Below are 19350 nucleotides of genomic sequence, written 5' to 3'. Positions count from 1 at the left end.
CCGACGCGGCTTTCCTTTCCGACCGGGCACGTGCCTAGTGGCGCTCCGTTCGAAGGAGTCCGCCATGCGCCTTGTCGCCGCCGCCTGTCTGTCCGCCCTGATCCTGACCGCCGGAGCGGCGCCCGTGCTGGCGCAGAGCGCCGATCGCGGCGAGCGGTGGGTGCAGCGGATGGCGGCGCTGGCCGACGACTCCATGGAGGGGCGGCGGGTCGGCACGCCGGGGTATGACCGCGCCGCCGCCTGGGTGGCCGCAGAGATGGAGGCCGTGGGGCTGAAGCCGGGGGGCGCGGACGGGGGCTGGTACCAGCCGATCCGGTTCGTGGAGCAGACGGTGGACCTGGGCGCGTCGAGCGCCGTGCTGACCGTCGGCGGGGCCGAGCGAGCGCTGGTCATGCCGGCCGACGCGGTCGTCGGCGGCGGGCGTCCCCTGCCCGCGTCGATCGACGCGGAGCTGGTCTTCGTCGGCTACGGGCTGCACATCCCGTCGGAGGGCTACAGCGATCTCGACGGCGTGGACCTGAAGGGCAAGATCGCGGTCTTCGTCAACGGCGCGCCCAACGGCATGCCCAGCCTGACCCTGACCCATGCGAGGGCGCAGCGGACGGCGGGGATCATGGCGCGCGGCGCGGTCGGCACGATCAGTCTGATTCCGCCGCAGGCGGACCCGTCGGGCACGTGGAACGGCGTCACGCGCGGGGCGGCGCGGCCCGGGTTCTTCCCCGACACCGGCGAGGCGCCCTTCGCCGAGATCATCCTGCACCCGGACCACTCCGCCGGGCTGTTCAACGGGACGCCGAGGTCGCTGGACCAGATCGTGGCCGACGCCCGGTCGGGGGCGCCGCAGACGTCGTTTCCGCTGGACGCGCGCCTGAGCGGGCGGTTCGCGGCGACGCAGACGGCGGTGATCTCGCCCAACGTCATCGGCGTGCTGCCGGGCTCGGACCCCGAACTGGCCGACGAGTACGTGGTCATGACCTCGCACCTGGACGGTTACGGGATCGGCGAGCCGGTGAACGGTGACGCCATCTACAACGGCGCGCTGGACAACGCCTCGGGCGTGGCTGCGCAGCTGGACATCGCCGAGCAGCTGATCGCGGCGAAGCCCCGCCGGTCGGTCCTGTTCGTCATCGTGACGGCGGAGGAGCGGGGCCTGCTGGGGTCGAAGGCCTTCGTGGCGAATCCGACCGTGCCGCGCGACAGCATCGTCGGGAACCTGAACTACGACATGGCCTTGCCGATCATTCCTCTGACGGGCGTGAACGTGCTGGGGGCGACGGAGAGCACCTTCGGCGACCATGCTGCGGCGGTGAGTGCGGAGTTGGGCCTGCCCCTGACGCCCGACCCCTTCCCGGCCGAGAACCGGTTCATCCGCTCGGACCAGTACTCCTTCATCGCCGCGGGCATCCCGGCGGTGGCGTTCAAGTTCGGCTTCGCCGCGGGCACGCCGGAGGCGACGACCATCCGGACGTTCAACGAGACCCACTATCACAGGCCGTCCGACGACATGACGACCACGCCGATCCTGGTCGAGGACGAGATCCGCCTGCACGACTTCATCACGGCGCTGGCGCTGCGCGTGGCGAACGCCGACGAGCGGCCGAGCTGGTATCGGGACAGCATTTTCGGGAAGTGAGGCCCCCTCGCCCCGGATGAGGGCTGGACACCGCGCGTGAGCGGCCATATTGCGACGCATTCTTATTTTCATCGGAATGCTCCCGTGCGCGCCTCTGCCCTCCTGCTCGCCGCCTCCTCCCTGAGCTTGATCGCCGCCCTGCCCGCCCAGGCCCAGCAGCAGGAGCCGGAGGCGACGCGCGTCGACGACGTGATCGTCACCGGGTCTCAGGTGGCGATCAGCCCCGCCTATGCCGGCGGGCAGGTGGCGACGGGCGGGCGCGTGGGGCTGTTCGGCGCGCTGGACGTGATGGACACGCCGTTCGCCACGGCCAACTACACCGAGGAACTGGCGCGCAACCAGCAGGCGCGCAGCGTCGGCGACGTGCTGCAGAACGATCCGGTGGTGCGCGTCACCAAGGGGTTCGGAAACTTCCAGGAGCTGTACGTCGTGCGGGGCTTTCCCGTGTACTCGGACGACATGACCTACAACGGCCTGTACGGCGTGCTGCCGCGCCAGTTCACAGCCGCCGAGCTGCTGGAGCGGGTCGAGGTGTTCCGGGGGGCCACCGCCTTCCTGAACGGCGCGGCGCCGGGCGGGTCGGGCGTCGGCGGCGCGTTCAATCTGGTTCCCAAGCGGGCGGGCGCCGACCTGTCGAGGCTGACGGCCGGGATCGAGGGCGGCGGTGAACTGTACGGCGCGGCGGACGTGTCGCGGCGGTTCGGCGCCGACCGCGACTGGGGCGTGCGGCTGAACCTTGCCCGGCGCGACGGCGAGTCGTCGGTCGACCGGCAGGCGCGGACGCTGGACGTGATCGGCCTGGGCGTCGATCGCCGGGGCGGCCCGGTGCGGTTCTCGGCCGACGTGGGCTATCAGGACCACCGCATCGACGCGCCGCGCCCGACGGTGACGCCGGCCGGCGCCGTGCCGACGCCGCCGGACGCGAGCGGCAACTTTGCCCAGCCCTGGACCTACACCGACGAGCGCCAGCTGTTCGGCGCGGCGCGCGGCGAGTTCGACCTGGCCCCCAACGTCACCGCCTGGGCCGCGATCGGCGGGCGCGACGGGCGCGAGGCCAACGTGCTGGCCAATCCGACCGCGCAGCCGGGCGGCACGCTGTCGGCCTATCGCTTCGACAATGCGCGGGAAGACACGATCTGGTCGGGCGACGTCGGCGTGCGCGCGGACGTGACGACCGGGTCGGTGGAGCACCGTCTGGTTGCCTCGGCGTCGTCGGTCGGCTCGAAGTCGCGCAACGCCTATGCCTTCTCGAACTTCGCGGGCTTCGCCTCGGACCTGTATGCGCCGGTCGACGTGGCCGCGCCGACGCCGGACTTCTTCGTCGGCGGCGATCTGGACGCGCCGCTGGTGACCGAGCGGGTGCGCAACTCGTCGTTCGCGGTGGCGGACATGGTCACGCTGATGGACGGCCGTCTGCTGCTGACCGCCGGCGCGCGGTGGCAGGACATCCGCACGCGGACCTATGACTACAACACCGGGGCCCTGGGCTCGGCCTACGATGGGGACGCGGTCACGCCGGCCTTCGCGGTGGTCTACAAGCCGAACGACTGGATCTCGGTCTACGCCAACTATGCCGAGGCGCTGGTTCCCGGCCAGATCGCGCCGGCGACCAGCGGCGGATCGCCCGTGACCAACGCCGGCGAGGTGCTGGAGCCGTTCCGCGGCGAGCAGGCGGAGATCGGGTTCAAGTACGACGTCGGCCGGTTCGGCGGGACCGTGAGCCTGTTCTCGACCACCCTGGCCAGCGCCTTCGTCGAAGGCGGCGTGTTCGCGGCGAACGGCGGGCAGCGCAATCAGGGGCTGGAGGTCACCTGGTTCGGCGAGCCGCGCGACGGCCTGCGGGTACTGGGCGGCTGGACGCTGATCGACGCGGAGCTGCGGCGCACGGAGGGCGGCGCGCTTGACGGAAACACCGCGATCGGCGTGCCGGAGTTCCAGGCGAACGTGAACGTCGAGTGGGATCTGCCCATGGTTCGGGGCCTGACCGTCGAGGGACGGGTCGTGCACACCGGGTCGCAGCAGGTGAACGCGACCAACACCGTCGAGTTGGAAAGCTGGACGCGTCTGGACGCCGGCGCGCGCTGGTCGTTTGACGCGGCGGGCAAACCGCTGACGCTGCGGGCGCGGGTCGAGAACGTGCTGGACGAAGACCAGTGGGTCGCGGTCGGCGGCTATCCGGGCGCCAACTATCTGACGCTGGGCGCGCCGCGGACCTTCAGCCTGCAGCTGTCGTCGGAATTCTGACCAGCATGACGCCGACGGCGATCAGGGGCTGGGCGTGGGCGCATCGGTGGTCGAGCCTGGTCTCGACCGCCTTTCTGCTGATGCTGTGCGTCACCGGACTGCCGCTGGTGTTCAGCCATGAGATCAACGACGCCCTGCTGCATCGCGAGTGGGAGCCGGCGGCGGCCGAGCGGCTGAGCCTCGACGCGATCCTGGACCGGGCGCTGGCGAACCATCCGGGTCACGTGCCGGCCTTCATGAGCTTCGACGAGGACCGGCCGGTGGTGAACGTCACCAGCCGGCCCCCCGACGCGCCGGACGGCGTCTACGCCTTCCAGCCGCTGGACGCGACCAGCGGCGAGGCCGCGCCGCCGGTGGCGGGGCATCCGCTGGTGGAGTTCCTGCTGCAGCTGCACACCGACATGTTCCTGGGCCTGCCGGGGATGCTGTTTCTGGGCCTGATGGGGGTGATGCTGGTGATCGCGGTGGCGTCGGGAGCGGCGCTGTACGCGCCCTTCATGCGGCGGCTGGAGTTCGGCACCGTCCGGCGGGAGAAGGCGGCGCGGACGCGCTGGCTGGACCGGCACAACCTGCTGGGCATCGTGACGACGGCCTGGGTGCTGGTCGTTGGCGTGACGGGCGTCGTCAACACCCTGGCCGTGCCGATCACCGCGCACTGGAAGGACACCGCGCTGATGGCGCTGGTCGACGCGGAGGATCCGCGGCCGTTCGACGTCTCGAACCGCGCCTCGCTGGATCAGGCGGTGCGCGACGCGCGGGCCGCCCTTCCCGGGATGATGCTGCAGTTCGTGGCCTTTCCGGGCACGGACTACACCACCGACAGGCACTATGCCGTCTTCTTCCACGGCGACAGCCCCGTGACGGAGCATCTGATCACGCCGGCGCTGATCGACGCCCGGACGGGCGCGCTGACCGCCGTGGCGCGGCCGCCGTGGTACGTGTCGCTGCTGTCGCTGTCGCAGCCGCTGCATTTCGGCGACTACGGCGGACTGGGCCTGAAGATCGTCTGGGCGCTGCTGGACCTGGCCACGATCGTGGTGCTGGGATCGGGTCTCTACCTGTGGTGGCCCCGGCGGAGGAAGGCGGCATGAGCCCCGCCCGTCACGGCGCGCCGCGCACCCTTCTGTGGCCCGCGATCATCGCGGCGGTCAGCCTGACCGGACTCTTCGGGGCCCTTCTGGGGGACGGCGCCTGGGACGGTCTGGGCGCCCTGATGCTGGGGGTCGCGACCCTTGCCCCCGTCGCCGGCGTGTTCGTCAGCCGCCGCCGATCGGCGCCTTGAGCACCGCGCGGAGCCCGGGCGAGGCGTCGCGATAGGTCAGCTCGCCGCCCAGCTGACCGACGAGGCTCTGGATCATGAGGGAGCCGAAGCCGTCGCCGACGGCGTGGCCGCCCTTCCCCTGGTCCTCGACCGTGAGACGGAACAGGTCCGGCTCCTCCTCGAGGACGACCCGGATCGGGCCGGGCTCGCCGTCGTAGGCGTATTTCTGGGCGTTGATGATCAGCTCCGTCAGGATCAGGCCGACGGTGACCGCCCGGCTGGCGTCCATCCGGACGGGCGCCAGGTCGGAGTCGAGCTGCGCCAGCCAGTCGGCGCCCATCGAGCCGCCCAGGTCCTCGACCAGCTCGGCGAAGTACCGGGCCATGTCCACGCTGGCGCCGGTCTCGGCGCGATAAAGCCGACTGTGCACCATGCTGACGGCGCGGACGCGGCGGCGCGCCTCGTTCAGCTGCTCCGCGGCGGCGGCCTCGGCGTGGCGCGCCTGAAGGCCGAGGAAGGACGAAACCAGCGTCAGGCTGTTCTGCACCCGGTGATTGACCTCGCGGATCAGGAAGCCTTGCTGTTCGAGGCGCAGGTCCCGTTCGCTGAGGGAGGCCTGAAGGGTGCGGTTCAGGCTGCGCAGCTGGCCTACGGAGGCGATGTCCAGCAGCGCGTCGCGCAGGCGCCCGGCGGACTCGACCTGGGCGGGGGTCCAGCGGCGCGAGCGCCCGCGCACGGTCTCGGACCAGGCCTCGAAGCTGGCGCGGGGCGTGAGGACGCCGGAGGGGCCGTCCTTCACCGCAGTGGAGGGATTTCCGGCCCAGCGGACCGTTTCGACGATCTCGGCGCGGAACCAGAGAAGGGTCAGCGGCTGTTCGCCGGGCAGCCGCACGGCCAGCAGGCCGCTGGCCTCGGTCGCCCACTGCGCGGCGGGCGGATGGCGTTGGCTCAGAACATGGGTGGCGAACGGCCTGAGGCTGGGCTGATCGGCGACCCACTCGGCCAGCTCGGCCACGGCGGAATCGGCCGGGGTGACGCCGAAACGGGCGACGCCGTCGGGCCCGACGACGGCGACCCCGTCGGCGTCGACCAGATCGGCCAGATCGCGCCCCTGGGCGGCGAGGCTGTCCGCCAGCGGCCGGTCGACGGGGATGCGGCCGATCAGCTCATGCTCCAGCTGCCGCAGGCGGGTCCGCTCGCGGTACAGCTCGGCGTCGCCCTTGGCCTTGATCTGACGCGCCAGCGAGCGCGCGAGGTTGGTCGCGGCCATGCGCTGTTCCAGCGGCAGGATCTGCGGCCGCGAGGAATGGCAGGCGACCAGGCCCCAAAGCTCGCCGTCGACGATGATCGACACGGAGGCCGAGGCGCGCACGCCCATGTTTCTCAGATACTGGAGGTGCACCGGCGAGACGCTGCGCAGGCCGCAGTCGCTCATGTCCAGGGGCTCGGCCGCCCGGGGCAGCAGCGGCTGTGGCTCGTAGTGCGAGTCCGGGATGACCCTCACCGGATTGCGTACGTAGAGCGCGCGCGCCTGCCTGGGAATGTCGGTGGCCGGGAAGTGGTGATTGTCGAAGCTCTCGACCTCGGCGCTGCGGCTCTCGGCCACCACCTGACCGGCGGAGTCGTCGAGGAAGCGGTAGATCATGACGCGGTCGTAGCCGGTCAGCGCGCGGAAGGCCTCCGCGGCCCGCTCGCAGACGGCCCGCAGGCTGCCCGCGCGTTCCAGCGCGGCGGCGGCGGCGTCGAGGCGACTGATCAGTTCCACCCCAAGCTGGGCGCCCTGGCTGCTCTGCTCGACTTCCAGCACCAGACCCGCGGCGTTGGGGCGGACGGTGACGTCGTAATCCAGCCCGTTGGCGGCGCGCCAGCGGCCCGCGAAGCCCTGTTCGACGCTGGCCAGGGCCTTCAGCCGCTTGCCGAGGGTGTCTCCCAGGAACTCATGCACGGCGCATCCGAGCCAGGAGGCACGGCTCGTGAGCGACGTCATGCGTCCGGCCTCGCGAACGATTCTGAGGTCGTCCCGGTCGAGCACGAACAGCAGGCCGTGGGGCTGGATCGCCTCCGGCACATGGATCGGCTCGCGGTCGCAGTCGGTCAGCGCGGCGTGCGCCTCGGAGGCGATCTGGTCGGTCACGCGGCACGGCTCACTGTTGATGCGGGAACAAGCGCGGCGCGCGCGCGGTCGAAGGCGTCGACCGCCGCCCCGAGGACGGCGTCGAGGTCGGCGCGGCCGTCGGAGACGGCGGCGTCCAGCAGGGCGAGGAAACGCAGCCATCGCGGACCGGTTTCGTCGCCGTGCGGATCGAGGAAGTCCAGGCCGGTCAGGTCGATGCCGTCGCGCACCATGGCCTTGCGCATGACACGCCCGCCCAGGGCGGAGCCTTCCGCCACATAGGCCCAGCCGAGGGCGGTGGACAGGCCGGCGGGCGACGCCTCGCCGGCCGGAGCCGCGGCGTCCCCCCGGAGTTTGGACAGTCCCCGGTCCAGCGCGGCGCTGCGGCCTTCCGGATCGATCCCGGCCGTCCTGAACAGGGATGCGAAAGGCGCCGCCATGGCTTCCGCGTGCCGATGGAAGTCGCGCAGACCGGTCATGACGCCCACACGGCGTTCGGGGTCGCGCAGACGGGCCTCGACGTCCGCGTCCGTCTCGAGGCTCTCGTGCCGCTGGGCGGTGGCCACCCGGAGGGCCCGATGGACGGAACTGACTTTCACGCGGCGAAGCTAGCAGCCGTTCCGGCTCCAATGAAAGCGTGGCCGTTTCGGAGCGTTTCCTCAGCGGATTCGGGGAACGACCCGTGCGATGCCTTCCATGAGCGCCGCGGCGGTGATGGGCTTGGACAGATGCAGGTCCGCGCCGGCCGCGAGCGCCTCGTGACGGTGGGCCTCCATGGCGTTGGCGCTGAGCATGATGACGGGCGCACGCGGCCCGGCGCCCTCGAAGGCACGGATGGCGCGGGTGGCCGCCAGGCCGTCCATATCGGGCATCTGCATGTCCATGAGCACGAGATCCCAGCCGCCCTCGCGGAAGGCGGCGACGGCTTCCCGTCCATTGCCCGTCATGACGGTCTCGCAGCCGTGCGCGTCGAGGATCAGGCGCACGACCTTCTGGTTCACCGGATGGTCCTCGGCCACGAGAATGCGCAGCGGACGGTCGGGGGCGGCAGCCGACTCGACCTCGTCGCGCCCCGCCAGCGTGCGGGTGAGCGGCAACCGGATGGAGAAGCGGCTGCCCGCTCCCGGAGCCGACGTCGCGGAAATCTGGCCCCCCATCAGCGTCATCAGCGACCGGCAGATCGCCAGACCCAGACCCGTGCCCCCGAAGCGGCGGGTGATCGAGCCGTCCGCCTGGGTGAAGCGGTCGAACAGGGTCGCCGCGGCCTCCGGCGAGAAGCCGACGCCCGTGTCTTCGACGTCGATGTGCAGGATCGGGTCGGGGGCGCCCTCGACGACGTCGATCTGGACGGCGACCCCGCCCGTCGCGGTGAACTTCACCGCGTTCGACAGCAGATTGGTCAGGACCTGGCGAAGGCGGAGCGCGTCGCCGAGGAACCAGCCGTGCGCCCCGTCGCCGCGCGCCACCTCGAAAGCGAGCCCCTTCTCCTCCGCCTTGACCGACAGCATCTGCAAGGGCCCGTCGATCGCCTCGGACAGGTCGAAAGGCCGGATCTCCAACTCCAGCCGGCCGGCCTCGATCTTGGAGACGTCGAGGATGTCGGAAACCAGCCGCTCCAGACTCTCGCCGGAGGCGCGGACCAGTTCGACCAGTTCCTGCTGGACCGGCGAGAGATCGGTCCGGGCCAGGGCGTCGACGATGCCGATGACGCCGTTCAGCGGCGTGCGGATCTCGTGGCTCATGTTGGCCAGAAAGTCGGACTTGGCCCGGCTTGCCGCCTCGGCGGCGTGCTTGGCCTCGACGAGCGCCCTCTCCGCGGCGAGACGATCCGTGACGTCGCGCGCCACGGCGTAGATGCGGTCGCCGTACCTCTGAGCGCGCCATTCGACGGTCCGATAGGAGCCGTTCTTGTGGCGGTAGCGATTGACGTGGCCGACGATCGGGTCGCCGTCCTTCCAGCCCTCCACCAGAGGGACCACGGCCCGGGTGCCGGGGAGATCGTCCGGATGCACGAGGCGGAGCAGTTGAGTGCCCTCGATCTCATCCGGGCGCCAGCCGAGGGTCAGTTCCCACGAGCGGCTGGCCTTCACGACCGAACCGTCCATCGCGCGGATCACCAGCAGGTCGAGCGAGACGTCGAAGAAGGTCGCCAGATCGCCCTCGTCCCCGCGTGAGCGCGACGGCCTTTCGATCTCGACGTGGCTCATGCGACGCTCCGGAACCCGCCCACGGGCGGTCTCAGCTCAGGTCTGCACCGATTCCGGCCTCCGGCGCCTCCACCCTGCGCACGGGACCGAACACTTCCTGAAACGAAGCCCTGAGCGCCGCATCGGCCTCGTCCATCGTGGCCGGCACGCCGAGGTCGACCAGGCTGGTGACCCCGTGCTCGCTGATCCCGCAGGGCACGATGCCCCCGAAGTGGGTCAGGTCGGGTTCGACGTTCAGGCTGATCCCGTGGAAGCTCACCCATTTGCGGACCTTCACGCCGATGGCGGCGATCTTGTCCTCACGCGACCATCCGGGACCCTTGCGCTCCACCCAGACGCCGACGCGGCCCTCGCGGACGTCCGCCTCTACCCCGAACCGGCCCAGGGCTCCGATCAGCCACGCCTCCAGACCACGCACGAAGGCGCGCACGTCGCGGCCGCGGGCGCCGAGATCCAGCATGACGTAGGCCACGCGCTGGCCGGGGCCGTGATAGGTGAACTGGCCGCCGCGGCCGGTGCGATGCACGGGGAACCGGGCATCCAGCAGATCCTCGTCCCGCGCGGAGACGCCGGCGCTGTAGAGCGGCGGGTGCTCCAGCAGCCAGACCCGTTCCGGCGCCCGGCCCCCGGCGATGGCGGCGACGCGCGCCTCCATTTCCGCAACGGCTTCGGGGTGGTCGACGCGGCCCGGAGACGTGACCCATTCCACGGCGAGGCCGTCGGCCCGAATCAGCCGGGAGTCGCCGGAATTTAAGGACTGGGAAAGCATGGCCGCAGCAATGTGGGGCGTCGGAGCGCCATGCAACACCCTGTCGCCGCCAACCAGTACGAGTTCGCGTCCCCCATGAGCCAGATCGAAGCCGTCGACGTCGAGATCTCGGTCGTGCTGGGGCGATCCGTGCTGCCCATGGCGCAGCTGCTGAAGATGGGCCGCGGCGCGGTCATCCCGCTGGACGCGTCGGAACACGACGAGGTCTGGATCCTGGCCAACAATCACCCGGTGGCGCGCGGCGAGATCTCGATCAGCGAGGACCGCATCTCGATCACGGTGACCCGGGCGGCCGACGTCTATGACTACATGGCCGGCGCCGCCTGACGGATCAGGCCGCCGGAGCCATCAGCAGGACGCCGTCGATGGGCTGGATGACGCCGTTCGAGGCGAGCACCTCTTCCCCCGTCAGCACCGCGCGGCCTCCGTCCGCCAGAGTGGCGACGATGGCCTCCCCCTCACGGGTGAAGGTGATCAGGCCGTTGTCGAGCGTCCGCATCTCGACCTTGCCGTCCTCCGCCCGGCCGAGGGCGGCGGAGACGTCCGCGCGGGTCACGGCCCCCGGCACCATGTGCGACCGCAGCAGGGCCGCGGCCTGGGCCTTCTCGGCCTCGTCGCGGAAGTCGAAGGCGGTCGCCCCGTCGAAGGCGTCGTCCACCGGGGCGAAGACCGTGTAGGGGCCCACGCCCTCGAGGACCTTTTCCAGGCCGGAGTTGACCAGCACGGCCTCGAGCGTGCCGAGGTCGCCCGCGCCCTTGAGTTCGGCGGCGAGCGTGCGCGACGAGGGCTCGGCCGCCCCGCCGGCGTCGGCCGACGGGGCGGGGTTGCAGGCGGCGAGCGCGAATGCGGCCAGGACGGCGGCGGTCGATACGCGGATCATGGCGGGTTCCCTCAGACCAGCAGCTGGATCACGGCCTGCACCAGCTGGGTCGTGGGATCGACCTGGTACACGTAGCCGTCGTTGTAGCGGTACCAGCTGTCGGCGGTGTCCGCGTACCGGCCCCTATAGGCGTAGGGCACGTTGTAGACGTCGTAGCCCGACGGCATGCGCTGGCCGACGTTCCATTGCTGTCCCGTCAGCAGGGCGACCACCGACCCGATGGCCTGGGTCTGCGGATCGACGCCGTACATGACGCCGTCGGCGTAGCGGTAGTCGTAGCCGTCGTTCACGCGCCAGTAGTCGGTGTAGTACTGCGGCGCGGGCGCGTACTGATACTGCTGGGGCCAGAGGTTGCCGAGACCGAGGGCGCCGCCCAACACGGGCAGCCAGCCGGCGACGCCGCCGTTGTCGGCGATTCGATAGACGTAGCCGTCGTCGTAGCGCCAGCGGCCGTCATCCCGCGTGCGGCTCCAGTACCAGTCGTCCCACCGCCGGTCGGCGCGCGCGATCTGGCGGGCCTGGCCGGGCGGGAGACAGCCGTTGTTCTTCTTGGCCAGTCCGGGCGGGCAGCCCTGGATGTAGACGTTGCGGGGGGCGTCGCGCAGGACGACGACGGGAACGCCGTCACGCACGGCACGGCGGACCTGACGTTCGTCCCAGCGACGGTCGTCGTCACGGTCGCGGTCGCGCGGGCCGGGCTGGACGCGAACCTCGGCGCGTTCCCAGCGGCGGTCGTCGCCCTTGCCGCGCGGGCCGCGATCGTCGCGGCGCTCGGCCCGCTCCTGTCCGCGACCGCGTCCACGGTCGCCGTCGTCGCGGTCGGGGCCGCGCTCGGCCTGTCCGCGCCCATTTCCCTGGCCCTTGCCGTTGCCGTTTCCGTTCTGCGCCATCGCGGCGGCAGGCAGGGTGAGGGCCGCGGCGGCCACGGCGGTGATCATCAGGAAGTTACGCATGTCGCTCTCCTTCGAGGGCTACAAACGTATGTCCGGGGGACGACGTTCCCGGCCCTTCCCTTCCGCCCGGCTTTCCGCTATCGCCCCCGCTCCGATGCGAGCGGTCGTGGCGGAATTGGTAGACGCGCAGCGTTGAGGTCGCTGTTCCCTAACCGGAGTGGAAGTTCGAGTCTTCTCGACCGCACCATCGATTTATTCTGAGGACGCCCATCGGCTGAGAGCTGATCCATAACGGGGAGGACGACGCGTGAGCACCGACGCCATCGCCCCCGTCGCGCCCGAGATCGATCACGAGGCCCTGGACGAGGACTACGTCCTGACGCCCGCTTTCGTCGAAAAGGTGGTCGACGCCGCCGACGACGGCGACGGCATGCGGCTGCGCGCCCTGACGGAAGACCTGCACCCGGCCGACGTCGCCGACCTGATGGGCTTTCTCACCGCCGAGCATCGCGCCGTCGTCGTGCAGTGGCTGCCGCCCGAGCTGCTGGCCGAGACTCTGCCGGAACTCGACGACGGGATCCGCGAGGAGGTGCTGGAAAGGGTTCCGCACCTGACGCTGGCCGAAGCCCTGCAGGAACTCGATTCGGACGACGCCGCGGCGGTCGTCGAGGATCTGGAGGACGACCAGCGCGAGAAGGTGCTGGCCGCCATGCCGGAGGTGGACCGGGCGGCGATCGAGAGCTCGCTGGGCTACGCCGAGGATTCGGCCGGCCGACTGATGCAGCGCGAGGTGATGGCCGCGCCTCAATTCTGGAACGTCGGCGACACGATCGACCACATCCGGGCCCAGGGGGAGGATCTGCCCGAGCTGTTCTTCGACATCTATGTGGTTGATCCGCTGAACCGGCCGGTGGGCGGGGTTTCGGTCAGCGGTCTGCTGCGCATGCCGCGCGCGACGAAGCTGACCGACATCATGGAACCGGTGAACGAGATCACCGTCGACCAGGACCAGGAAGAGGTCGCCTACATCTTCGAGAAATACCACCTGATCTCGGCGCCGGTCATCGACGCGGCGGGCCGGCTGGTGGGCCAGATCACCGTCGACGACATCGTCAACATCATCCAGGAGGAGAACCGCGAGGACATCCTGCGTCTGGCCGGGGTGTCGGACGAGGACCGCGGCTCCACCGTGCCGGAGATCGTGCGCGGCCGCGTGCCGTGGCTGGCGATCAACCTGGTGACGGCGTCGCTGGGCGCGGGCGTGATCGCCTTCTTCGGCGGCACCATCGAGCAGATCGTGGCGCTGGCCGCCCTGATGCCCATCGTCTCCGCCATCGGCGGCAACGCCGGGACCCAGGCGCTGACCGTGACCGTGCGCGCGCTGGCCACGCGCGAGCTGAACAGTTCCAACGCGCGCCGGACCTTCCAGCGCGAACTGGCGGTAGGTCTGGCCAACGGTCTGGTGCTGGCGCCCCTGATCGGGGTGGCCGCCGGATGGTGGTCGGGCGACTGGCGCATCGGCGCGGTCATCGCCTCTGCCATGATCCTGAACCTGGCCATCGCGGCCTCGGTGGGCGTGCTGACGCCGCTGACGCTGTCGAAGATGAGGCAGGACCCGGCGGTGTCGTCGGCCGTCTTCGTCACGGCGACGACGGATTTCTTTGGTTTCCTGATCTTCCTCGGGCTGGCGACCGTCGTCCTGCTCTGATCGGCGCGGAGCTTGCTCCGTCGCCTTGTGAGCGAAACCCGTCGTCCCGATCTGGAACACCAAGTGTCCGACCCCGCCTCCAACGCCCGCCGCAAGGTCTCCCGCGAGGGAGTCGTGCTGCTGAAGAGCTTCGAAGGCTTTCGCGCGCGCGCCGAGCGCGACGGCGAGGGATGGGTCATCGGCTACGGCCACCGCAAGAGCGCGCGCGAGGGGCTGACGGTCGGCGAGGCCGACGCAGAACTGCTGCTGCAGTACGATCTGATGCCCGTGGTGGCGGCGCTGAACGCGCTGCCGGCACAGCTGAACGCGCACCAGTTCGACGCCTTGGCCAGCTTCGCCTTCTCCGTCGGCGTCGAACGGTTCACGGCGTCGGACGTGCACGCCCGGCTGGCCGAGGGACGGCCGGAGGCGGCGGCCGAGGCGCTTCTGGCGTGGAGCGAGCCGACGCCCGCGATCGCCGGACTGCGCCGGCGCGCCGCCGAGCGGGCCCTGTTCCTGGCCGATCCCGCGCGGCCGGTGGCCCTGGCCGACCTGCTGTCCGCCCCCCTGCCGACGACGGATCCCAGGCCCCATGCCGAGGCCCGGGCCGCGGCCGTGGCGGCCCTGCTGGGAGAAGCCGGAGAGTCGCGGGAGGAGCCGCCGGTCGCGGTGGTCGTGCCCGCGTTCACGGCCGCCGGGACGGCGGTCACGCCCGTCTCCGAACCGGAAGCCGCCGAGCCCGTCGTGGCCCCGACCGCCGTCGCAGCCCCGCCGCCGGCCCAGACCCCGCAGTGGGGCGCGCGCTACGGCGTCTCGGTGGTGGGTCCCCTGCCCGGCTTCGGCGCGCCCGCCGCGGCCGCGGCCCCCGAGCCGGTCAGCATGGCGCCCGCGCCCCTGCCCCCGGCCGAGATCGCCGGGACGCCGATGACCGAGGCGCCGACGGTCGCCGACGAGAGCCGGCCGTGGCCGGAGCCGGTGAGGTCGGCCTTCCCCGCGCCGATCGTGGAGCCGCTGATCCTGACGCCGCCGCCGGAGGCCGAGACCCCGCCGGCGCGCCCGGTCTGGGGCGAGGAGGAGCGCCCGGCTCCGGCGGCGCCCCAGGACCCGCTGTTCGTCGACGCCCCGTCGCAGACCTCCATCCTGCGTCACGAGGAGGAGCCGGCCGCGCCGCGTCGCTTCGACTGGAGCGAGACCGGCATGTACGTGATCATGGGCGGCCTGGGGCTGGTGTCCTGCGCCGTCTCGGCCGCCGCCTTCCGCGTGGCGGTGGAGGATCCGTCCCCCATGGGCGAGACGACCGCCGTGGCGTGGACCCTGGCCGTGATCGGCGCGGTCTGCGTCGGCGCCGCGTCGTGGCATCTCTGGGTGAGGACGGTCGGTCGCAAGGCCTGACGCTTCGCAGGTCGCGTGAACGATGCTAGGCGGCGGACATGAGCATTCCCTTCGCCCCCCAGAGCATGGAATTCGGCCTCGGCGAGAACGCCGACGCCATACGTGAAACCACCGCCCGCTGGGCCGCCGACCGGCTGGCGCCGCGCGCCGCCGAGATCGACGAGAAGAACGAATTCGCCCGCGACCTGTGGCCCGAGATGGGCGAGCTGGGCCTGCACGGAATCACCGTCGAGGAGGAGTACGGCGGCCTGGGGATGGGCTATCTGGAGCACGTCGTGGCGATGGAGGAGGTGTCGCGCGCCTCGGCCTCGATCGGCCTGAGCTACGGCGCCCACTCCAACCTGTGCGTCAACCAGATCCGCCGCTGGGGCACTCCGGAGCAGAAGGCGAAATACCTGCCCAAGCTGATCAGTGGCGAGCATCTGGGATCGCTGGCCATGTCGGAGGCCGGGTCCGGCTCGGACGTCATGTCGATGCGGACGCGCGCCGAGAAGAAGGGCGACCGCTACGTCCTGAACGGCACGAAATTCTGGATCACCAACTCGCCGACGGCCGAGACCCTTGTCGTCTACGCCCGCACCGGCGACGGCAACGGCGGGGTCACCGCCTTCCTGATCGAGAAGGGGATGAAGGGGTTCAGCGTCTCGAAGAAGCTGGACAAGATGGGCATGCGCGGCTCGGACACCGCCGAACTGGTGTTCGAGGACTGCGAGGTTCCGGAAGAGAACGTCATGGGCGGCGAGGGTCGCGGCGCGGCCGTGCTGATGAGCGGCCTCGACTATGAGCGCGCCGTGCTGGCGGGCGGGCCGCTGGGCATCATGCAGGCGGCGCTGGACGTGGTTCTGCCCTACGTCCGCGACCGCAAGCAGTTCGGCAAGCCGATCGGCAGCTTCCAGCTGATGCAGGCCAAGGTGGCCGACATGTACGTGGCCCTGAACAGCGCCCGGGCCTACGTCTATGCCGTGGCGCGCGCCTGCGATCAGGGAAAGACCACCCGGTACGATGCGGCGGGCGCCATACTGCTGGCCAGCGAAAACGCCGTGAAGGTGTCGCTGGAGGCCGTGCAGGCCCTGGGCGGGGCCGGCTACACGAAGGAGTGGCCGGTCGAGCGTCTGGTCCGCGACGCCAAGCTGTACGACATCGGCGCCGGCACGAACGAGATCCGCCGCTTCCTGATCGGGCGGGAGCTGCTGGGGGCGTGATCCGACCCTTCGAGGTCTCGGACCTCCCCGCGGCGCTGGCGCTGCAGGCCGTCGGCTATCCGACGCATCTGCATGACGGCGAGGCCGCGTTCGCCAGTCGCCCCGCCGTCGCCCCGGGCTGGTGCTGGGTGGCGGAATCCGCCGGGCGGCTGGACGGCTATCTCCTGAGCCATCCCTGGGTCTCGATGCGACCCCCGCCTCCGGACGTGGTGCTGGCCTCGGCGGAAGGGCCCGTATGGTACGTGCATGACCTGTCGGTGGCGGCCCATGCGCGCGGGGCCGGCACGGGACGCGCCTTGCTGAACGCCTGCCGGGCCGCCATTCCCGGCATCCGGAGATCCGAACTGATCGCGGTGGAGGGCGCGGCGCCCTACTGGATGCGGGCGGACTGGCGGCCGGTCGATCCCCTGCCCCCGGCGCTGGCCGCCAAGGTCGCGGGCTATGGTCCGCTGGCGATCTACATGGTGCGAGAGTTCGACTGAGGGAACGAGCGCCGGGTCGGGCGGTTTTCGATCCGCCGGGTCGGTGCGGGCACGTCCTGGAGACGTGAACCGCGGCCTTTCCATTTCTTAAGTGGCGCGGCCGCGTCGGAGGGGCCTAGAGACGGATGACCCTGTTCGCCGGCGGCTCCATGAACGACGATTCGAACTCATTCAACGCGCGGCCCTTTTCCCAGGTGCTGATCGACGTCGGCGCGGTGGACGATCCCGTTCTGCCGATGGACGAGCTGGTCCGAACCTTCGGCGAGCGGGGATTCGGCGCCCTGCTGCTGATCCTGGGCCTGCTGAGCGCCGTCATCGGCGTGATCCCCGGCACCACGACCCTTCTGGGCATTCCCATCCTGATCATCGGCGTGCAGCTGTTGTTCCGGCGCGACGAGCTGTGGCTGCCGGGCTGGATCCTGAAGCGCGACCTCCCGCGGGCGGCCTTCGCCGAGGCGGCGGCCAAGGTCAGGTCGCGGCTGGAGCGGGTCGAAAGGTTCAGCCGGCCGCGCCTGAGCTTCATGAGCAGCGACCTGTCGGAGGCGCTGATCGGCCTGATGTGCGTGATTTGGGCCGCGGTGCTCATGCTGCCGCTGATCGGATTCAACCTGTTCCCCTCGCTGATCGTGGCGGCCTTCGGCTTCGGCCTGATGCAGAAGGACGGGGTGGTGATGCTGGTCGGCTGGGTCGGCTCGGCCGGAATGGCGACCTTCACCTGGATCGTCTGGGAGGCGGTCAGCCGCGTTCTGGTCGCGACCTGGGAGATGATCGTCCGCCTGTTCTGAGAGAAGAAAAGCCGGAGGGCGGACCCTCCGGCTTTCTCACGTGGGCGTCAGCCCCGGAACAGCGACAGCACCAGCTGCGGAGTCTGGTTGGCGATGGACAGGGCCTGAACCCCGAGCTGCTGCTTCGTCTGCAGCGCCTGGAGCTTGGCGCTCTCCTTCGCCAGATCGGCGTCCACCAGGTTGCCCACGCCCGACTCCAGCGAGTCCGTCAGCTTGCCGACGAACGTCAGGTGGGTGGTCAGGGCCTTGGACTTGGTGCCCAGGCGCGCCAGGGCGCCGGACACCGCGTCGATCGAGTTGTTCACCGCGGTCAGGGCGTTGGACGCCTTGGTCAGGGTGTCGATCGCCTGGGTCGTCGCCACGGTGACGATGGACCCGCCCAGCGACATCACCTCGGCGGCCACCGTGATGGTGGCGTTGCCTTGGGCGTTCGCCAGGGCGTTGAAGCCGGTCGCGCCGGTCTTCAACAGGTTGACCCCGTTGAATTCGGCGTTGTTGGTGACCGTCGCGATCTGGTCGCGAAGCGCTTCGAAGTCCTCGTTCAGCGCGGCCCGGGCCGCCGTCTTCAGCGACGCGTCGGTCGCCGCCAGTGCCTTCTCCTTCAGTTGGAGCAAGAGGTCGGAGACCGTCTCGCCCGCCGCCAGCGCGACGTCGACCGCGGCGACGCCCCGGTCGAGCGACTGTTTGACCGCTCCCAGCGCCCCGATGTCGGCACGTTGCCCCTGGGCGATGGCCCAGATGGCGCCGTTGTCCTTCACGCTGGCGATCTTCTTGCCGGTGTTGATCCGGCTTTGCGTGACCGCCAGTTCGGCGTTGGTGGCGTTCAGGTTCTGGAGCGCGATGAGCGCGCCCACGTTGGTGTTGACCGAGTTGCTCATGGTCGGGTCCTTCCGTTCTGGTCGGGGGGTCTGGCGGTCTTCTGACCGCTGAACCGGTTCTGGTTCGCTCCCGCGCGACGCAAGACGGATGCCGTCTCAGCCCGTTGATTTCATTGACCATGCGTCCGGGCGAACATGCCGCCCGGCAATTCTTCCCCGGTCAGGAAAGGATCAGGCCGCCTCGGCGGTCGGGGCGAGCCCCTGCATCACCATGCGGTTGATGTCGATCAGGGGCTCGAAATCCTCCTCGCCGCGCATGACGGCCGAGGAGTGGCGGCTGACGAACAGGCTGATCGAGATGATCTGGGCCTTCAAGGGATCGTTCAGCGAGTTGTCCGGGTCCGAGCAGTCGGTGGCCAGGGTCGACCAGAGGCGACGGTTCCAGTCCAGCGCGTCGATGCGCGTGGCGATGTCCTCGGCCGGCACGGTCGCGGCGTGCATCAGGGCGCGGGTGACCTGGCCGAACAGCCGGTATTCCAGCTCCCGGGGGGATTCAGCCCGCGTGGCCGCGGTCTTGTACGCCTGCAGCGACATTGGACAGCTGTTCCTCGTAATCCACCAGTTTCCGGGCCGACATCAGGGCCTTGTAGTATTCCCGTGCCATCACGTGCCGCGAGGCGGCGACGCATTCGCTCAGGATTTCGGGGTTGCGCGTGGCGCTCATGAACTCGGTCAGCCGACGCGCGAACTCGTCGTACACCTTGGGCGCGGCGGCCTCGTCCAGGTACATCATCATCACCGGGAAATAGACGCGGGTGGCCGGGGTCTTCACGTCCTCGACCTGCATGATGTCCTTCTCCCGCAGGACGCTGGCCTTGTTCTGCAGGATCAGCACGCCGCGGCGGTCGCCGTTCTGGACGACAGCTCCGTTCAGCACGAACTTCTCGCCCGGCTTCAACGACAGTTTCAGCGGCATGTGCGGCT

General features: G+C 70.5%; 19 protein-coding genes and 1 tRNA gene. 11 read left to right on the top strand and 9 right to left on the bottom strand.

Translation table 11 applies throughout. The features are described 5' to 3' along the window. Positions 1-64 precede the first annotated feature (64 nt). From EFJ44_RS08595 to EFJ44_RS08580, 4 genes are all read left to right on the top strand, one after another. On the top strand, positions 65-1633 hold the full coding sequence (locus EFJ44_RS08595) for a M28 family peptidase (protein ID WP_125256767.1): 1569 nt from the start codon (positions 65-67) through the stop codon (positions 1631-1633). A gap of 84 nt (positions 1634-1717) precedes the next feature. After that, a complete protein-coding gene (locus EFJ44_RS08590) occupies positions 1718-3877 on the top strand; it encodes a TonB-dependent receptor (protein ID WP_241209723.1) in 2160 nt (719 codons plus the stop codon). A 5-nt stretch (positions 3878-3882) separates the two neighbouring features. Further along, complete coding sequence (locus EFJ44_RS08585) at positions 3883-4968, top strand: PepSY-associated TM helix domain-containing protein (RefSeq protein WP_164511892.1); 1086 nt, start codon at positions 3883-3885, stop codon at positions 4966-4968. After that, positions 4965-5159, top strand: coding sequence for a hypothetical protein (locus EFJ44_RS08580; RefSeq protein ID WP_125256765.1), 195 nt, complete (start codon positions 4965-4967; stop codon positions 5157-5159). The genes EFJ44_RS08585 and EFJ44_RS08580 overlap by 4 nt, the downstream gene beginning before the upstream one ends. Here the strand turns inward: EFJ44_RS08580 and EFJ44_RS08575 are convergent. The 4 genes from EFJ44_RS08575 to lipB are packed head-to-tail and all read right to left on the bottom strand — an operon-like array spanning position 5134 to position 10227. Beyond that, the gene (locus EFJ44_RS08575; RefSeq protein ID WP_241209722.1) at positions 5134-7272 is read right to left on the bottom strand and encodes a histidine kinase dimerization/phosphoacceptor domain -containing protein; all 2139 of its coding nucleotides are present in this window, start codon (positions 7270-7272) and stop codon (positions 5134-5136) included. The genes EFJ44_RS08580 and EFJ44_RS08575 overlap by 26 nt on opposite strands. After that, complete coding sequence (locus tag EFJ44_RS14000; RefSeq protein ID WP_241209721.1) at positions 7269-7850, bottom strand: biliverdin-producing heme oxygenase; 582 nt, start codon at positions 7848-7850, stop codon at positions 7269-7271. Before EFJ44_RS14000 ends, EFJ44_RS08575 begins: the two co-directional genes overlap by 4 nt. A 60-nt stretch (positions 7851-7910) precedes the next feature. Continuing rightward, positions 7911-9458 (bottom strand): ATP-binding protein, encoded by a 1548-nt coding sequence (locus tag EFJ44_RS08570; RefSeq protein ID WP_125256763.1) that lies wholly within the window; start codon positions 9456-9458, stop codon positions 7911-7913. A 31-nt stretch (positions 9459-9489) separates the two neighbouring features. Next, entirely contained in the window at positions 9490-10227 is a 738-nt protein-coding gene (gene lipB / locus EFJ44_RS08565) for a lipoyl(octanoyl) transferase LipB (protein ID WP_125256762.1), read from the bottom strand. 30 nt (positions 10228-10257) lie between these two features. On the opposite strand from lipB, the gene EFJ44_RS08560 reads away from it, so the two are divergent. Continuing rightward, complete coding sequence (locus tag EFJ44_RS08560; RefSeq protein ID WP_206426888.1) at positions 10258-10554, top strand: FliM/FliN family flagellar motor switch protein; 297 nt, start codon at positions 10258-10260, stop codon at positions 10552-10554. A gap of 4 nt (positions 10555-10558) precedes the next feature. Here EFJ44_RS08560 and EFJ44_RS08555 read toward each other — a convergent pair whose 3' ends face one another. Both EFJ44_RS08555 and EFJ44_RS08550 read right to left on the bottom strand, forming a co-directional pair. After that, positions 10559-11107, bottom strand: coding sequence for a fasciclin domain-containing protein (locus EFJ44_RS08555; protein ID WP_125256761.1), 549 nt, complete (start codon positions 11105-11107; stop codon positions 10559-10561). 11 nt (positions 11108-11118) lie between these two features. After that, a complete protein-coding gene (locus EFJ44_RS08550; RefSeq protein WP_125256760.1) occupies positions 11119-12060 on the bottom strand; it encodes a hypothetical protein in 942 nt (313 codons plus the stop codon). 100 nt (positions 12061-12160) lie between these two features. On the opposite strand from EFJ44_RS08550, the gene EFJ44_RS08545 reads away from it, so the two are divergent. The 6 genes from EFJ44_RS08545 to EFJ44_RS08520 all read left to right on the top strand — a co-directional run bounded on the left by EFJ44_RS08545 (position 12161) and on the right by EFJ44_RS08520 (position 17548). Further along, positions 12161-12247: transfer RNA gene (locus tag EFJ44_RS08545), tRNA-Leu, on the top strand. A gap of 60 nt (positions 12248-12307) precedes the next feature. After that, positions 12308-13708, top strand: a complete 1401-nt coding sequence (mgtE, locus tag EFJ44_RS08540) for a magnesium transporter (RefSeq protein ID WP_125256759.1) — start codon at positions 12308-12310, stop codon at positions 13706-13708. 63 nt (positions 13709-13771) lie between these two features. Further along, entirely contained in the window at positions 13772-15079 is a 1308-nt protein-coding gene (locus tag EFJ44_RS08535; RefSeq protein WP_164511891.1) for a lysozyme, read from the top strand. Positions 15080-15117: 38 nt separating this feature from the next. Further along, on the top strand, positions 15118-16281 hold the full coding sequence (locus EFJ44_RS08530) for an isovaleryl-CoA dehydrogenase (protein WP_125256757.1): 1164 nt from the start codon (positions 15118-15120) through the stop codon (positions 16279-16281). Further along, a complete protein-coding gene (locus EFJ44_RS08525; protein ID WP_125256756.1) occupies positions 16278-16763 on the top strand; it encodes a GNAT family N-acetyltransferase in 486 nt (161 codons plus the stop codon). Before EFJ44_RS08530 ends, EFJ44_RS08525 begins: the two co-directional genes overlap by 4 nt. Positions 16764-16888: 125 nt before the next feature. Next, a complete protein-coding gene (locus EFJ44_RS08520; RefSeq protein WP_125256755.1) occupies positions 16889-17548 on the top strand; it encodes an exopolysaccharide biosynthesis protein in 660 nt (219 codons plus the stop codon). A gap of 47 nt (positions 17549-17595) precedes the next feature. Here EFJ44_RS08520 and EFJ44_RS08515 read toward each other — a convergent pair whose 3' ends face one another. The 3 genes from EFJ44_RS08515 to flbT form a co-directional block, all read right to left on the bottom strand. Continuing rightward, on the bottom strand, positions 17596-18426 hold the full coding sequence (locus EFJ44_RS08515; RefSeq protein WP_125256754.1) for a flagellin: 831 nt from the start codon (positions 18424-18426) through the stop codon (positions 17596-17598). A gap of 171 nt (positions 18427-18597) precedes the next feature. Then, positions 18598-18960, bottom strand: coding sequence for a flagellar biosynthesis regulator FlaF (gene flaF / locus EFJ44_RS08510; RefSeq protein WP_125256753.1), 363 nt, complete (start codon positions 18958-18960; stop codon positions 18598-18600). Then, positions 18920-19342, bottom strand: coding sequence for a flagellar biosynthesis repressor FlbT (flbT, locus tag EFJ44_RS08505; protein WP_125256752.1), 423 nt, complete (start codon positions 19340-19342; stop codon positions 18920-18922). The genes flaF and flbT overlap by 41 nt, the downstream gene beginning before the upstream one ends. Between the last annotated feature and the right edge of the window lie 8 nt (positions 19343-19350).

The organism is Brevundimonas fluminis (assembly GCF_003934285.1).
GTDB lineage: Bacteria > Pseudomonadota > Alphaproteobacteria > Caulobacterales > Caulobacteraceae > Brevundimonas > Brevundimonas fluminis.
The sequence above is the reverse complement of the archived record's forward strand: the minus strand, read 5'-3'. Positions and strand labels throughout refer to the sequence as shown.

Coding starts and splice junctions, on each gene's coding strand:
- EFJ44_RS08560 (WP_206426888.1), top strand. CDS start 10,258: ATGCAACACCCTGTCGCCGCCAACCAGTACGAGTTCGCGTCCCCCATG.
- flaF (WP_125256753.1), bottom strand. CDS start 18,960: ATGTCGCTGCAGGCGTACAAGACCGCGGCCACGCGGGCTGAATCCCCC.
- EFJ44_RS08515 (WP_125256754.1), bottom strand. CDS start 18,426: ATGAGCAACTCGGTCAACACCAACGTGGGCGCGCTCATCGCGCTCCAG.
- EFJ44_RS08570 (WP_125256763.1), bottom strand. CDS start 9,458: ATGAGCCACGTCGAGATCGAAAGGCCGTCGCGCTCACGCGGGGACGAG.
- EFJ44_RS08555 (WP_125256761.1), bottom strand. CDS start 11,107: ATGATCCGCGTATCGACCGCCGCCGTCCTGGCCGCATTCGCGCTCGCC.
- EFJ44_RS08580 (WP_125256765.1), top strand. CDS start 4,965: ATGAGCCCCGCCCGTCACGGCGCGCCGCGCACCCTTCTGTGGCCCGCG.
- EFJ44_RS08585 (WP_164511892.1), top strand. CDS start 3,883: ATGACGCCGACGGCGATCAGGGGCTGGGCGTGGGCGCATCGGTGGTCG.
- flbT (WP_125256752.1), bottom strand. CDS start 19,342: ATGCCGCTGAAACTGTCGTTGAAGCCGGGCGAGAAGTTCGTGCTGAAC.
- lipB (WP_125256762.1), bottom strand. CDS start 10,227: ATGCTTTCCCAGTCCTTAAATTCCGGCGACTCCCGGCTGATTCGGGCC.
- EFJ44_RS08595 (WP_125256767.1), top strand. CDS start 65: ATGCGCCTTGTCGCCGCCGCCTGTCTGTCCGCCCTGATCCTGACCGCC.
- EFJ44_RS08550 (WP_125256760.1), bottom strand. CDS start 12,060: ATGCGTAACTTCCTGATGATCACCGCCGTGGCCGCCGCGGCCCTCACC.
- EFJ44_RS08530 (WP_125256757.1), top strand. CDS start 15,118: ATGAGCATTCCCTTCGCCCCCCAGAGCATGGAATTCGGCCTCGGCGAG.
- EFJ44_RS08520 (WP_125256755.1), top strand. CDS start 16,889: ATGACCCTGTTCGCCGGCGGCTCCATGAACGACGATTCGAACTCATTC.